The following is a 14,155-nucleotide window of genomic DNA, read 5'->3' as shown; positions in this document are numbered from 1 at the left end:
ACGCTGCTGCATGAAATGCAGAAGCGCGACGCGAAGAAAGGTCTGGCGTCGCTGTGTATCGGCGGCGGTATGGGCGTCGCGCTCGCAGTCGAGCGCGCTTGACGGCATAACCTGGTCGCCGTGGCCAGGCGCCGTTTCAGGGCGGCGCCCGGCCGGCGTTCTCGCTGAATCTGGCGAATCGGGCGGGTTCTGTTGCAGCAGAGTGCAAAAGGCGGCAGAGGCACGGAGACGGTGAAGGCGAGGAAGGAGGCTGCCGGTCGGCACCTCGCACAACGATAATGGAGTGTGGTTTATGGCACAGCGAATTGCGTATGTAACGGGCGGGATGGGCGGCATCGGCACGAGTATCTGCCAGCGTCTGCACAAGGATGGCTACAAGGTCGTCGCTGGCTGCGGCCCGAATTCCCCGCGTCGTGAAAAATGGCTGGTCGAGCAAAAAGCCCTCGGTTTCGATTTCGTCGCGTCGGAAGGCAACGTCGGCGACTGGGAGTCGACCAAGCAGGCGTTCGACAAGGTGAAGGCCGAAGTCGGCGAGATCGACATTCTGGTCAACAATGCCGGCATCACCCGCGATGTGGTGTTTCGCAAGATGACCCACGAAGACTGGACGGCGGTCATCGACACCAATCTGACGAGCCTCTTCAACGTGACGAAGCAGGTGATCGACGGCATGGTCGAGCGTGGCTTTGGCCGCATCATCAACATTTCGTCGGTGAACGGTCAGAAAGGCCAGTTCGGGCAGACCAACTATTCGACCGCGAAGGCCGGCATTCACGGCTTCACGATGGCGCTGGCCCAGGAAGTGGCAACCAAGGGCGTGACGGTGAACACCGTTTCGCCAGGCTACATCGGTACGGACATGGTGAAGTCGATCCGCCCCGACGTGCTCGAAAAGATCGTGGCGACGATTCCGGTGCGCCGTCTTGGCCGTCCGGATGAAATCGGCTCGATCGTGGCGTGGCTTGCCTCGGAAGAATCGGGCTTTTCGACAGGTGCCGATTTTTCGCTCAACGGCGGCCTGCACATGGGCTGATCCCACTCGCGCCCCGTCCTGGCGGGGCGTGCTGCGGGTCAGATGGTTCCGGCGGCGTCCCGCATTGCGCAAGGGTTCGATTGCGCGTGTGACAGGCGCCGTTTCTGCGCTCGATGGCGCTCAAAGGCGTTAAATGACGACTACTACTACAAAGAAGACGACGGCCGAACGACTGATCAAGAAATATCCGAACCGCCGGCTGTATGACACGGAGACGAGCACGTACATCACGCTGACGGACGTCAAGCAGCTCGTGCTGGATCAGGAAGACTTCAAGGTCATCGATGCGAAGAGCAACGAGGATCTGACGCGCGCCATCCTGCTGCAGATCATTCTCGAAGAGGAAAGCGGCGGCCTGCCGATGTTCTCGTCGTCGATGCTGTCGCAGATCATCCGCTTCTACGGGCACGCGATGCAGGGCATGATGGGCACCTACCTGGAAAAGAACATCCAGGCGTTCATCGACATCCAGAACAAGCTCACCGACCAGTCGAAGACGCTCTACGAAGGCAACGCGATGAATCCGGAGGTCTGGTCCCAGTTCATGAACATGCAGGCGCCGATGATGCAGGGCATGATGACGAGCTACATCGAGCAGTCGAAGAACATGTTCGTGCAGATGCAGGAGCAGATGCAGAACCAGGCGAAATCGATGTTCAGCACCTTCCCGTTCAACAAGCAGCCGAATCCGGAACCGGAAAAGAAGTAACGGCTGGGGCGAGGCCCGAGCGGGCTTCACGCGTCAGTCGGAGCCAGAGCCGCAGCAGAGCCACGCGTGAGCCGGACTGCAATGGATTGCAGCCTGTATTGCAGCCTGATTGCAGTCGAACCCGGTTGGCCGGGGCGTAAGGCGCTTCACGCGCGTTCCGGGCGGGCAAAGCCGGCGGCGCGGTACAATATGAGGTTACGTTACCGCCATCCGCCGAACCATCCCTATGCCGCAGACTTCCTCCTCCGTCACGCCCAACGCCACCGCCCCGAAGGTCGGATTCGTATCCCTCGGGTGTCCGAAAGCGCTCGTCGATTCCGAGCAGATCATCACGCAGCTGCGCGCCGAGGGTTACGAGATTTCCGGCACGTATGAGGGCGCGGACCTCGTCGTCGTCAACACCTGTGGTTTTATCGACGAAGCCGTCCAGGAAAGCCTCGACGCGATCGGCGAAGCGCTCACTGAAAACGGCAAGGTGATCGTCACCGGCTGCCTTGGCGCGAAGAAGAGCGCGAGCGGTTCGGGTCTCATCGAGGAAGTGCATCCGAAAGTGCTCGCCGTCACCGGTCCGCACGCAGTCGGCGAAGTGATGCAGCACGTGCACAGCCACCTGCCGAAGCCGCACGATCCGTTCGTCGATCTCGTGCCGGCCGCGGGCGTGAAGCTCACGCCGCGTCACTACGCGTATCTGAAAATTTCCGAAGGCTGCAATCACCGCTGCACGTTCTGCATCATCCCGTCGATGCGCGGCGATCTCGTGTCGCGCCCGGTCGCGGAAGTGATGCTCGAAGCGGAGAACCTCTTCAAGTCAGGCGTCAAGGAGCTGCTCGTCATTTCGCAGGACACGAGCGCATACGGCGTCGACGTCAAATATCGCACTGGTTTCTGGAACGGCAAGCCGATCAAGACGCGTATGACGGACCTCGTCGGGGCGCTTGGCGAACTCGCCGCGCAGTATGGCGCGTGGGTGCGGCTGCATTACGTGTATCCGTATCCGAGTGTCGACGAAGTGATTCCGATGATGGCCGAAGGTCCGTTCAAGGGCCACGTGCTGCCGTACCTCGACGTGCCGTTCCAGCACGCGCACCCGGAAGTGCTCAAGCGCATGAAGCGCCCGGCCAACGCCGAGAAGGTGCTCGAGCGTGTGCGTGCGTGGCGCGAAATCTGTCCCGACCTGACGATCCGCAGCACGTTCATCGCCGGCTTCCCGGGCGAGACGGAGGAGCAGTTCCAAACGCTGCTCGACTTCATTCGCGAAGCGGAACTGGATCGCGTCGGCTGCTTTGCCTACTCGCCGGTCGAAGGCGCGAGCGCGAACGAACTCGACGGTGCATTGCCCGACGAAGTGCGCGAGGAACGCCGCGCCCGCTTCATGGAAGTGGCGGAGGAGGTGTCGGCGAAGCGTATCGCGCGCAAGGTCGGCAAGACCCTGAAGGTGCTCGTCGACGAGATCAACAGCGATGGCGGCATCGGCCGCACGGCGGCGGATGCGCCGGAGATCGACGGTGTCGTGTATATCGCGCCGTCGACGAAGGCGTCAAAGCGCTACAAGGTTGGCGATTTCGTGTCGGTGAAGATCACCGGCGCCGACGGCCACGACCTCTGGGGCGAGGTTTAAGCGATGGCCCAGGCATTTCCCGACGCATTTCCCGACGCATTTCCCGAGATTCTCGCGCTCGGCGAGGCGATGGTCGAGTTCAACCAGTCGTCGAAAGGTGAGCCGAACTATCTGCAGGGCTTCGGCGGCGATACGTCGAATTTCTGCATCGCGGCGTCGCGGCAGGGCGCGCGTACGGGCTTTGTGTCGGCCGTCGGTGACGATCATTTTGGCCGGCTGCTGATCGACCTGTGGCAACGCGAGGGTGTCGATACTTCTGCGGTGCGTATCGACGGGCAGGCGCCGACCGGCGTGTATTTTGTGTCGCACGGGCCGGGCGGCCACCAGTTCGACTATCTGCGGGCGGGTTCCGCCGCGAGCCGCTATGCGCCACGCGATCTGCCGCTCGATGCCATCGCGGGCGCGAAGGTGATCCACCTGTCGGGCATCAGTTTTGCGATCAGCGTGAGCGCATGCGACGCTGCATTCGCCGCGATCGAACACGCGCGCGCGAATGGCGTGCGTGTGAGCTTCGACACCAATCTCCGTCTGAAGCTGTGGCCGCTTGCACGGGCACGTGCGGTGATGCTCGAAGCGATCCGGCAAACCGACATCTGCCTGCCCAGCTGGGACGACGTGACCGAATTGACGGGCCTCACCGGCCGCGATGAAATCGTCGATTTTCTGCTTGCGCTTGGGCCGCGTGTCGTCGCGCTAAAGCTCGGCAAGGAGGGTTCTTATGTAGCGACACCGGATGAGCGGCGCGTGGTGCCGGGCCGCGCTGTGAACGCGGTCGATGCGACCGGCGCGGGAGACTGCTTTGGTGGCGCATTCATTGCGCGGATCGTCGCGGGCGACGATCCTTTTGATGCGGCGCGTTACGCGAATGTGGCGGCGGGTTTGTCGACACAGGGCTTCGGTGCGGTCGCACCGATTCCGGACCGCGCAACGGTCGAGCGCGTGCTGGCGAGCTGACGGCAGCGCGCCGTCCGGCGAAGAGCGGGAAACAAGGCGGGCGGCGAGCCGCCGGGCAGATTCCAGATCACGATTCAGGACAGAGAGGAGCGAGCGATGCAACGGGAAGTCGTAGTGGTGAGCGGCGTACGGACGGCCATCGGTGATTTCGGCGGCAGCCTGAAGGATTTTTCGCCGACGGATCTGGGGGCACGCGTGGTCCATGAAGTGCTCACGCGGGCAAAGGTGTCGGGCGACGAAGTCGGTCACGTCGTGTTCGGCAACGTGGTTCACACGGAACCGAAGGACATGTATCTGGCCCGTGTCGCCGCGCTCAACGGAGGCGTCGCGCAGCACGCGCCCGCGCTGACCGTGAACCGGCTGTGCGGCTCTGGGCTGCAGGCCATCGTGTCGGCCGCGCAGGGCATCCTGCTGGGGGACGCGGACATCGCGATCGGCGGTGGTTCGGAAAGCATGAGCCGCGCGCCGTACGTGATGCCGGCCGCGCGCTTCGGTCAGCGCATGGGCGATTCACGCCTCATCGACATGATGCTGGGCGCGCTGAACGACCCGTTCCAGTCGATCCACATGGGCGTGACAGCCGAGAATGTCGCGAAGAAATTCGACATCTCGCGCGAAGCGCAGGACGCGCTCGCGCTCGAATCGCACCGCCGCGCGGCAAAAGCGATCGAGAGCGGCTACTTCAAGGAACAGATTCTTCCGATCACAATCCCATCGAAGAAGGGCGACACGGTCTTCGATACGGACGAACACGTGCGACTGAACGCCTCGCTTGAAGACTTCTCGAAGCTCAAGGCCGTGTTCGCGAAGGAAAACGGCACGGTGACGGCGGGCAACGCGTCGGGCATCAACGACGCCGCAGCCGCGGTCGTACTGATGGAGCGCAGCGTGGCCGAGAAGCGCGGCGCGAAGCCGCTCGCCAGGCTGGTCGCTTACGCGCATGCGGGCGTCGACCCGGCCTATATGGGCATCGGCCCGGTGCCGGCTACGCGCAAGGTGCTCGAACGCGCGGGCCTCACGGTCGCGGACCTCGACGTGATCGAGGCGAACGAAGCATTTGCCGCGCAGGCCTGCGCGGTCAGCAAGGAACTTGGGCTCGATTCCGCGAAGGTCAATCCGAACGGCTCCGGCATTTCGCTCGGCCACCCGATCGGCGCGACCGGCGCGTTGATCACCGTGAAGGCGCTGTACGAACTGCAGCGCATCGGTGGGCGCTATGCGCTCGTGACGATGTGCATCGGCGGTGGTCAGGGCATCGCGGCGATCTTTGAGCGGATCTGACGCGGCGGCATGCGCGGTACGCTGGACGAAGGAAGGAAAGGATGCAGCAATCGAAGTCGATGAAGGGCGTCACGTCGCGGCGCGCAATGATCGCCGGCGCATGCGCGCTCACGCTGGTGACCGGCGCGGGCACGTTGCTGCCCGCGGTGGCGCAGGCGGAAAGTGATGCCGTGAAAGAGCTGGCCGCGCCCGCGCCGATCCAGTTGCCCTTGAAGCCGAGCGCGGAATTTGCGAAGTTCCCGCGCTATACAGGCACGCTCGGGACGCGCCAGATCGTGCTGCGCCTCGGGCCGAAAACCGACGACCCGTCCGGTGTGCACGGCGAATACCAGTTCACGGACACGGGGCAGGTGATCCTGGTCGCGGGCGATCGCGATGGCGACACGCTGGAAGGCGAAGAGTCCAACGACGGCACGCATATCACCGGCAACTGGGTCGGCAAGTTTGCGGCCGACGGCACGCTCACGGGCGACCGGACGAATGTCGACGACTCCGATCCGCAACCGTTCGATCTGCACCTGCTGGCACCCGGTCAGGCAGCCCCGGCCGTAGGCAGCGCGAGCGGGCCAGGACAGGCCGCCACCGCCGCGGCCGCGGCGGCCGGTAAACCCGCCGCCGCGGCGTCCGCCACGCCCGCGCCGACGACGGGCGGCGGCCATCCGGTCGGCGGTGTGAGCAACCTGACGACGGGCGACTGACGCTCAGGCCGTGCACTGAAGTCATCCCACTTTTCACGAATCCAACATGACTGACGCTAAATCCAGCCGCGGCTTGCAGACCCGCATCGTGCGCGCGGAAGACGATCTCACGCCCGGCTTTGAATCGTTCGCGGTGCCGGTTACACGCGCCTCGACCGTCGTGTTTCCGGATCTCGCGACGATGCGCGCACTCGACTGGCGCAACGACGCGCAATGGCGCTACGGTTTGCACGCGACGCCAACCTCGCTCGTGCTCGCGCAGCGTCTCGCGGCGCTCGAAGGCGGCAATCACGCGCTGTTGCAGCCGTCGGGGCTGTCGTCGATTTCGAACGTCTATTTCGGCCTCGTGAAAACCGGCGACGATGTGCTGATTCCCGACAACGTGTATTCGCCGAACCGCGATCACGGCGACTGGCTCGCGCGCGATTTCGGCATTACGACGCGTTTTTACGATCCGATGATCGGCGCGGGTATCGCCGACCTGATCCAGCCGAACACGCGTCTCATCTGGCTCGAGGCGCCGGGTTCCGTGACGATGGAAGTGCCCGACGTACGCGCGATCACCACGGTGGCTCGCGCACGCAACGTCGTGACGGCGATCGACAACACCTGGTCGGCGGGGCTCGCATTCCGTCCGTTCGAACAGGGCGTCGACATATCGGTGCAGGCATTGACGAAATACCAGTCGGGCGGCGGCGACGTGCTGATGGGCGCGACGATCACCGTCGACCGCGAGTTGCATCTGAAGCTGAAGGCGGCGCGGATGCGCATGGGAATCGGCGTATCGTCGGACGACTGTTCGCTGATCCTGCGCAGCCTGCCGAGCATGAAGATCCGTTTCGAGCAGCACGATCGCAGCGCGCTCAATATCGCGAAGTGGCTCAAGACGCGTCCGGAGATCGCAGCGGTGCTGCATCCCGCGTTGCCCGACTGTCCGGGTCATGAGTTCTATCTGCGCGACTTCACCGGCGCGGGCGGACTCTTTTCCGTCGTGTTCGACGCGAAGTACAGTGCGGCGCAGCTCGATACGTTCTGCGAGTCGCTGGAGCTGTTTTCGCTGGGATGGAGCTGGGGCGGTGCGCACAGCCTTGCGATGCCGTATGACGTCGCTTCGATGCGAACGACCGCGCAATGGCCGCATCGCGGCACGCTGGTACGGTTCTATATCGGCCTCGAAGAAGAGTCCGATTTGCGCGCGGATATCGAGCACAGCCTCGCGGCCCTGGCGTAACCGACTGCGTTGACCGGCACACGGCGATAGAAAAGCCGCTCCTGACGGAGTTCAGGGGCGGCTTTTCGTTGATAGGCTTTTGTGAACAGCGGGCTACCGATACTCGTCAATCTCGACGACGCCCCCAAGGGATTCCATCATCTGCCGAATGTCGTCCGGTACATCGGGCACGCGGTCTCCGGTCTCGTTGTCCCAGTAACAGAAGAAGCGCATCCGGGCGTTCCCGCGCCTAAGTAGTTCGGGCAGGTCTGCGCGAGGCAGAGCCAGGCGCTCGATCAGATATCGGAGGTGCGGCTCTAGTCGATCGCTCTGGACGGCGGATTTACTACGAACACCCCATACTCCCGTCCGCCTTTCTATACCTCGCGGTTGACCGTTACGGTCGACGATTGGGTCGCCTTTGGTATGCGCAACATCGGGGACGACGCCGAAATATCTAGTCCAGAATTCAGGTGATACGTGATCGCCCGCAATTGAAAACGACGCGTGTGCAAGTGGATGCAAATTCATATCGGCCCCGTTTCAATAGTTGTGCATGTTGTCAATTTTCATACCATTGAAGTAGACGTCGCCGTTGTCATGCCAGATAACGTTATCGTCTCCCCTCAACTGGTTGTCGAACTTCATTGCATGGATCATGTCGCCGAACGTCTTGCGTTCGTACCCGAGCATTTTTGCAGCATAGTTCGGGTTGTTCGTGCTGGCGGCCAGTTCTTCAACGTCCCCCCTTACCGCGTCCGGCGTGTACCCGAACGGCTGCGCATCGCCGAGCGGCGTAGCGGTTTCCGCTAAATCGCCCGCGGCGTCGGCCAGTGACGAAGCGGCCCCGTTCGCATAGCGGGCCGCAACCGCATTAACCCGGTCCACCATGTCGTTATAGCGTTCCATGTAGGCCGTCGCCGCTTCGTATGACATGCCCGAGCCAGTCATTAACTGCTCGCGGAAGCTGGGAAACGCTTTGGGTTTAGGCGCCGGATCGCCCGACGCGCCGCCTGTCCGCGATTGTTCGGCAGTGAGGACAACACTCTCGCCGCGAATCATGGACTGCAAGGTCTGTATGACCTCAAGGTCCGCGCCATTCTTTGCCAGCCGCTCATGCCAATGGAAGTTCTTCCCAAGGAACGAGCGGACGCGCTGGACGAGCGCGGCATCCCGAGCCCATACCTCGGCGTATGCGCGTTGCGCGAACTTCTTGCCCTCTTTAACAGCCTGTTTTTGCTCGGTAGTAAGAAAGATGCGCCCGCTCCCGTAGGCGTCCTTGCTGTACATCATCCACCGTTGCAACGAATCTGTTTTCAGTTCAGTGCCGCCCATTGCGAGGTCCTGTCGCTTGTGACGGCGTAAACCTAGCAGATCGTCGGGAGGCTATGTTTTTGGGATATCGATCGCCAACGAAAAAGCCGCTCCTGACAGAGTTCAGGGGCGGCTTTTTTTAACGGCGACGCGCCCATCACATCATCGTGGCCGGGCCGTATGTGCGTCAGAAGAGCCGCAGCAACCCGTCGAGCCCGACATGGTTGAACGCGACGCTCGCGGCTTCGCGCACCACCGGCTTCGCGCGGAAGGCGACCGACAACCCCGCTTCGGCCATCATCTTGAGATCGTTCGAGCCGTCGCCCATCGCGATCGCGCGGGCCGGTTCGATGCCGAGTTGCGCGCAGGTTTCCCGCAGCGTGCGTGCCTTGACGTCCGCGTTCACGATTTCGCCGACGACGTTGCCCGTTAGCTTGCCGTCGATAATCTCCAGCGTATTTGCACGCGTGAAATCGAGACCGAGACGCGCCTTCAGCTTTTCGGTGAAGAACGTGAAGCCGCCCGACACGAGCAACGTCCTGAGGCCGGCCGCTCTGGCTCCGGCAAGCATGCGCTCAGCGCCTGGCGACAGCCGCAGCCGCTCTTCATAGACCTGTTCGAGAGCCGCTGCATCGAGGCCCTTCAGCAGCGCGACCCGGCGCGTCAGGCTCTCGTTGAAATCCTTGATCTCGCCGCGCATCGACGCTTCGGTGATCGCCGCGACTTCCGCCTTGAGCCCGCAAAAATCGGCGATCTCATCGATACATTCGATGGTGATCAGCGTCGAATCCATGTCCATCGCGACGAGGCCGAAGTCGGCGAAGCGCCGGCCCGGTTCGATGAACGCGTAGTCGAGTTCATGCGTGCCGCAGTAGACGTCGATGTCGCCGCGCTGGGCGGCGTCCGCCCCTTCGATACGCAGGGCGTATTGGTCGACAGGGGTGGCACGTCTACCGCGTGCGATCGCGACGAGCGGTTTGACATGGGCTTCGGGGAGCGGCGCGGGGCTTTGGATGACCAGGTTCATGGACGACGCAGGGAAGAGCGCGCGGCGCGCGCGGAAAATCCCGCTATTGTAACGGTTTGCCGTTGTGCATCCGTGCATCCGTGCGCCCGTGCACGAATGCGCCGAGGTGCCTCATACTGACGTCACAAACGGTGCTGCGCGCCCGGCCGGAGACGTGGCACAGAAAGGGAGACACCGGATGACCCCGACCGCCGCCATCGACGATCAAGCACTCGCACGCGATTTCGACCTGCAGCACCTCGACGCCGCGTTTTATGCGGATCCCTATCCGACGTATCACGCGCTGCGCGCACATGCTCCTGTCAAACGGATGCCGAACGGCTCGCTGTTCCTCACCCGCTACCGCGACGTTCAAGCGGTGTATCGCGATCCGACAACGTTCAGTTCCGACAAGACGGTCGAATTCCGTCCGAAGTATGGGGAATCGCCACTGTACGAGCATCACACGACGAGCCTCGTCTTCAACGATCCGCCCCTGCACACGCGCGTGCGCAAGCTGATCGCCGGGGCGTTGACCGCGCGTGCCATTGCGGCGATGGAGCCCGACCTGATCCGCCTCGTCGACGGCCTGCTCGATGAGGCTGCGGCGCGTGGGCGTATCGATCTGATTGACGGGTTCGCGTCGGCGATTCCGGTCGAGATCATCGGCAACCTGCTGGCCGGGCCGCATGAGGAGCGCGGGCCGCTGCGCGAATGGTCACTGGCGATTCTCGGCGCGCTCGAACCTGCGTTGAACGCGCAACAACTCGAGCGCGGCAATCGCGCCGTGACGGAGTTCGTGCACTACCTGAAGGATCTCGTTGCGCGGCGCAGGCGCGCGCCCGGCGATCCGCTCCATGATGTGCTCACGCGGCTCATCGAAGGGGAGGGCGAAGCTGAAGGCGGGCGTCTGTCCGAGGCCGAGCTGCTGCAGAACTGCATTTTCATCCTGAACGCAGGTCACGAAACCACCACCAACCTGATCGGCAATGGACTCGTCACGCTGAGCCTGTGGCCCGACCAGCGCGAAGCGTTGCAGCGCGAACCGGAACTGATCGGCGGCGCGGTCGAAGAGTGCCTGCGCTTCGAAAGCTCGAACCAGCTCGGCAATCGCATCACGACCGTCGATACGGAGATCGGCGGCGTCCCGGTGGCAAAGGACACGCCGGTCACGCTGTGCATCGGCGCGGCGAATCGCGACCCGGAACAGTTCGCGGACCCTGATCGCTTCGACATCCGGCGCGAGCCGAACCGGCATCTCGCGTTCGGATTCGGGATCCATCAGTGCGCGGGCCTGTCGCTCGCGCGACTCGAGGCACGCGTCGCCATCGGCCGGTTTGTGCAGCGCTTTCCGGCCTACCGGTTGAGCGGCGAACCGACGCGAGGCGGTCGAGTACGTTTCCGCGGTTTCGCAGAGGTGCCCTGCGACGTCGGACAGGCAGGACGATAGCGTGCAGGCGAGCCGGACGATGACCGACAGACTCGAACGCTACCACCGCAAGCGGCGCTTCAACGAGACGCCGGAGCCATCCGGCGTCGGTGCGAAAAAGCGTGCGCGCGCCGATGCGCGGTCGCCAGAGATCGCGCCTGCGCTCTCGTATGTCATCCAGGAACACCACGCGCGCCGTCTGCATTACGACTTCCGTCTGGAACTCGATGGCACGCTGTTGTCGTGGGCTGTGCCGAAAGGGCCGAGTCTCGATCCTTCGGTGAAGCGGCTGGCCGTGCATGTCGAAGACCATCCGGTCGAGTATGGATCGTTCGAGGGCGAGATACCGGAGGGCAACTACGGCGCGGGCAGCGTGATCGTCTGGGATCGCGGGACGTGGGAGCCCATCGGCGGAGAAGCGCACGCGCGCGAAACGTACAAGGCCGGCAAACTGAAATTCACCTTGCACGGCGAGAAGCTGCACGGCAACTGGATGCTCGTGCGCAGCCATATGCAAGGAACCGGTGACAAGGAGCAGTGGCTTCTCATCAAGGAACGCGATCAGGCGGCGCGTAGCGAAAGCGAGTTCGACGTGCTGGCCAGACTTCCGGGTAGCGTGCTCGATGGCGGCGCACATGCGACGCGAGCGAACAAGGCGGCAGTGAAGAAGGCGCCTGTGGCGAGAAAGCGCGCGAGCGCAGCCGATTCGAAAAAAACCGACATCGTCGCCACACGCAGTGCTCAATCCCTGCGCGAACTGGCTGTTTCGCCGGCAATCGAGGGTGCGGTCAAGGCACCCCTTCCCGCAACCTTCAAGCCGCAACTCGCGACGCTCGTCGACAGCGCGCCGAGAGGCGCCGACTGGTCCTGCGAAATCAAGTTCGACGGTTATCGTGTGCTGGTGCGCATCGACCGTCATGCGAAGAAACGCCAGGTGCAGCTTTTCACGCGCGCCGGCAACGACTGGACCGCGAGATTCGGCAAGCAGATCGATGCGTTCGACGATCTCGACATCGGTTTCGCCTGGCTTGACGGCGAAGCTGTGGTGCTGGCGAACAACGGCGTGCCGAGCTTCCAGGCGCTGCAAAACGCTTTCGATGCCGATCGTCCTCAGGACATCGTGATCTACCTGTTCGACATCCCGTTTCTGAACGGCTATGACCTGCGCGGCGTGCCGCTCGTGCAACGTCGCGCGCTTCTGCGCGCACTACTTGAACCCGTCGAGAGCGACACCCTGCGCTTCTCTGATGACTTTCCGTTCGCCCCCGCCGAGTTGTTGAAGAGCGCCTGCGAAATGGGCCTTGAAGGCATCATCGGCAAGCGTCGCGAGAGCGTCTATACATCAGGCCGTACGGCGGCATGGGTCAAGCTCAAATGCCGGCGTCGCCAGGAGTTCGTGATCGGCGGCTATACCGAACCGGCCGGCAGCCGTGCAGGCTTCGGTGCGCTGCTGCTTGGCGTGTATGACGACAATGGCAAGCTGCAGTATGCGGGCCGCGTCGGCACCGGCTTCGGCGCCGCGCTTCTGGGTTCGCTGAAGAAGGAACTCGACGCGCGCGAAACCTCGCGCATGCCGTTTGCCAGTGCACCGCTCGAACGCAGCCGTACACCCGTGCATTGGGTAAAGCCGGAACTGGTAGCCGAATGTGACTTCGCCGAGTGGACTGACGAGCGGATCGTGCGGCAGGCGTCGTTCGTCGGGCTGCGCCGCGACAAGCCGGCGCGGCAGATTGTGCAGGAAGAGCCACGTAAAGGAGACGACGTGCAGCAGACCGTCAGCGACACCATGCAGGACCCAACGGCTCCGAAGAAGCGCGCAACCAAGCGGACAGCCGGTGATTCAGGCGCGTCAGGCGACGAGGCACGTACGGCAAAGTCCGCAAAGCCGGCGACCTCTCGCGGCAAGGACGCAGCCGTTCAATCCGGCGCGTCGACAGCGGGCAATGCGATCGTCTCCGGCGTACGCGTGTCGCATCCAGACCGCGTCATCGACAAAAGCACCGGCACGCGCAAAATCGATCTCGTGCGCTATTACGAGTCGGTTGCCGACTGGCTGCTGCCGCATCTAAAGAACCGGCCCGTATCGCTCGTGCGAGCGCCGGAGGACATCGGCGGCGAGCTGTTTTTTCAGAAGCATAGCCAGAAGCTGTCCATTCCGAATGTCACGCAACATCCCGATCTGGACCCGGGCCATCCACCGCTGATTACGATCGACAGCGTGAAGGCCCTCATCGGCGCCGCGCAGATGGGCACCATCGAACTGCACACCTGGAATGCGCTCGCTTCGAGCATCGAGAAGCCCGATCGCATGGTGTTCGACCTCGACCCCGATCCATCCCTCGGCTGGAACAGCATGATCGACGCCGCCCAACTGACCCGTACGCTGCTCGAAGAACTGGGACTCGTGTCGTTCTGCAAGACGAGCGGCGGCAAGGGCCTGCATGTCGTCGTGCCACTGGCGAAGCAGGCCGGCTGGGACGAAGTGAAGGCGTTCTCTCAAGCGGTCGCGCAGCATATGGCGAAGACGCTACCGAAGCACTTCGCAGCGAAGATGGGGGCGCAAAACCGCAGGAAGAAAATCTTCATCGACTATCTGCGCAACAACCGCGGGTCGAGCACGGTCGTTGCCTGGTCGGCGCGCGCGCGGCCCGGGCTTGGCGTGTCCGTGCCGCTGACGTGGGACGAGGTGCCTGCCACGACGTCGGGCGATCAATGGAATGTCGCGAACCTGCATGAGCGGCTCGACGGGTTGAAGCAGGACCCGTGGGTCGCTTATGCGAAGACGCGACAGCGCATCACCGCTGCAATGAAACAGCGGCTGGAGGAGGCGGAGCCGGAATGAATGTCTTTGTCTGCTCATACTCGTCCGGAAGGGAGGCGTCACAAACACTAACGCGCCGGCT

General features: G+C 63.2%; 13 protein-coding genes. 10 read left to right on the top strand and 3 right to left on the bottom strand.

What is annotated here, in order from left to right; all coding sequences use genetic code 11:
* The 8 genes from P3T23_RS29425 to P3T23_RS29390 all read left to right on the top strand — a co-directional run.
* Positions 1 to 102, top strand: a 102-nt coding sequence (locus P3T23_RS29425; RefSeq protein WP_429319609.1) for a hypothetical protein, incomplete at its 5' end; no start/stop codon positions are given.
* 190 nt (positions 103 to 292) lie between these two features.
* Positions 293 to 1,033 (top strand): 3-ketoacyl-ACP reductase, encoded by a 741-nt coding sequence (locus tag P3T23_RS29420; protein ID WP_429319606.1) that lies wholly within the window; start codon positions 293 to 295, stop codon positions 1,031 to 1,033.
* 133 nt (positions 1,034 to 1,166) lie between these two features.
* Positions 1,167 to 1,742, top strand: coding sequence for a polyhydroxyalkanoate synthesis repressor PhaR (gene phaR / locus P3T23_RS29415; RefSeq protein ID WP_429319605.1), 576 nt, complete (start codon positions 1,167 to 1,169; stop codon positions 1,740 to 1,742).
* Positions 1,743 to 1,968: 226 nt separating this feature from the next.
* Positions 1,969 to 3,360 (top strand): 30S ribosomal protein S12 methylthiotransferase RimO, encoded by a 1,392-nt coding sequence (gene rimO / locus P3T23_RS29410; protein WP_429319604.1) that lies wholly within the window; start codon positions 1,969 to 1,971, stop codon positions 3,358 to 3,360.
* A gap of 3 nt (positions 3,361 to 3,363) precedes the next feature.
* A complete protein-coding gene (locus P3T23_RS29405; RefSeq protein ID WP_429319603.1) occupies positions 3,364 to 4,314 on the top strand; it encodes a sugar kinase in 951 nt (316 codons plus the stop codon).
* 96 nt (positions 4,315 to 4,410) lie between these two features.
* Entirely contained in the window at positions 4,411 to 5,595 is a 1,185-nt protein-coding gene (bktB, locus tag P3T23_RS29400) for a beta-ketothiolase BktB (RefSeq protein WP_429319602.1), read from the top strand.
* Positions 5,596 to 5,636: 41 nt separating this feature from the next.
* A complete protein-coding gene (locus P3T23_RS29395) occupies positions 5,637 to 6,293 on the top strand; it encodes a hypothetical protein (RefSeq protein ID WP_429319601.1) in 657 nt (218 codons plus the stop codon).
* A 46-nt stretch (positions 6,294 to 6,339) separates the two neighbouring features.
* Entirely contained in the window at positions 6,340 to 7,524 is a 1,185-nt protein-coding gene (locus P3T23_RS29390; protein ID WP_429319600.1) for a cystathionine beta-lyase, read from the top strand.
* Between the two features lie 93 nt (positions 7,525 to 7,617).
* Here P3T23_RS29390 and P3T23_RS29385 read toward each other — a convergent pair whose 3' ends face one another.
* The 3 genes from P3T23_RS29385 to serB form a co-directional block, all read right to left on the bottom strand.
* Complete coding sequence (locus P3T23_RS29385; protein ID WP_429319599.1) at positions 7,618 to 8,034, bottom strand: DUF4279 domain-containing protein; 417 nt, start codon at positions 8,032 to 8,034, stop codon at positions 7,618 to 7,620.
* 12 nt (positions 8,035 to 8,046) lie between these two features.
* Positions 8,047 to 8,838, bottom strand: coding sequence for a hypothetical protein (locus tag P3T23_RS29380; protein WP_429319598.1), 792 nt, complete (start codon positions 8,836 to 8,838; stop codon positions 8,047 to 8,049).
* A gap of 166 nt (positions 8,839 to 9,004) precedes the next feature.
* Positions 9,005 to 9,844: a phosphoserine phosphatase SerB gene (gene serB, locus P3T23_RS29375; RefSeq protein WP_429319597.1), complete on the bottom strand. Its 840-nt coding sequence runs from the start codon at positions 9,842 to 9,844 to the stop codon at positions 9,005 to 9,007.
* Between the two features lie 178 nt (positions 9,845 to 10,022).
* On the opposite strand from serB, the gene P3T23_RS29370 reads away from it, so the two are divergent.
* Positions 10,023 to 11,273, top strand: a complete 1,251-nt coding sequence (locus tag P3T23_RS29370; protein WP_429319596.1) for a cytochrome P450 — start codon at positions 10,023 to 10,025, stop codon at positions 11,271 to 11,273.
* Positions 11,274 to 11,292: 19 nt separating this feature from the next.
* The gene (gene ligD / locus P3T23_RS29365; RefSeq protein ID WP_429319595.1) at positions 11,293 to 14,094 is read left to right on the top strand and encodes a DNA ligase D; all 2,802 of its coding nucleotides are present in this window, start codon (positions 11,293 to 11,295) and stop codon (positions 14,092 to 14,094) included.
* The last annotated feature ends 61 nt before the right edge of the window (positions 14,095 to 14,155 follow it).

Source organism: Paraburkholderia sp. GAS448 (assembly GCF_050435685.1).
Lineage (GTDB): Bacteria > Pseudomonadota > Gammaproteobacteria > Burkholderiales > Burkholderiaceae > Paraburkholderia.
This window is presented reverse-complemented; position numbering and strand designations above follow the sequence as displayed.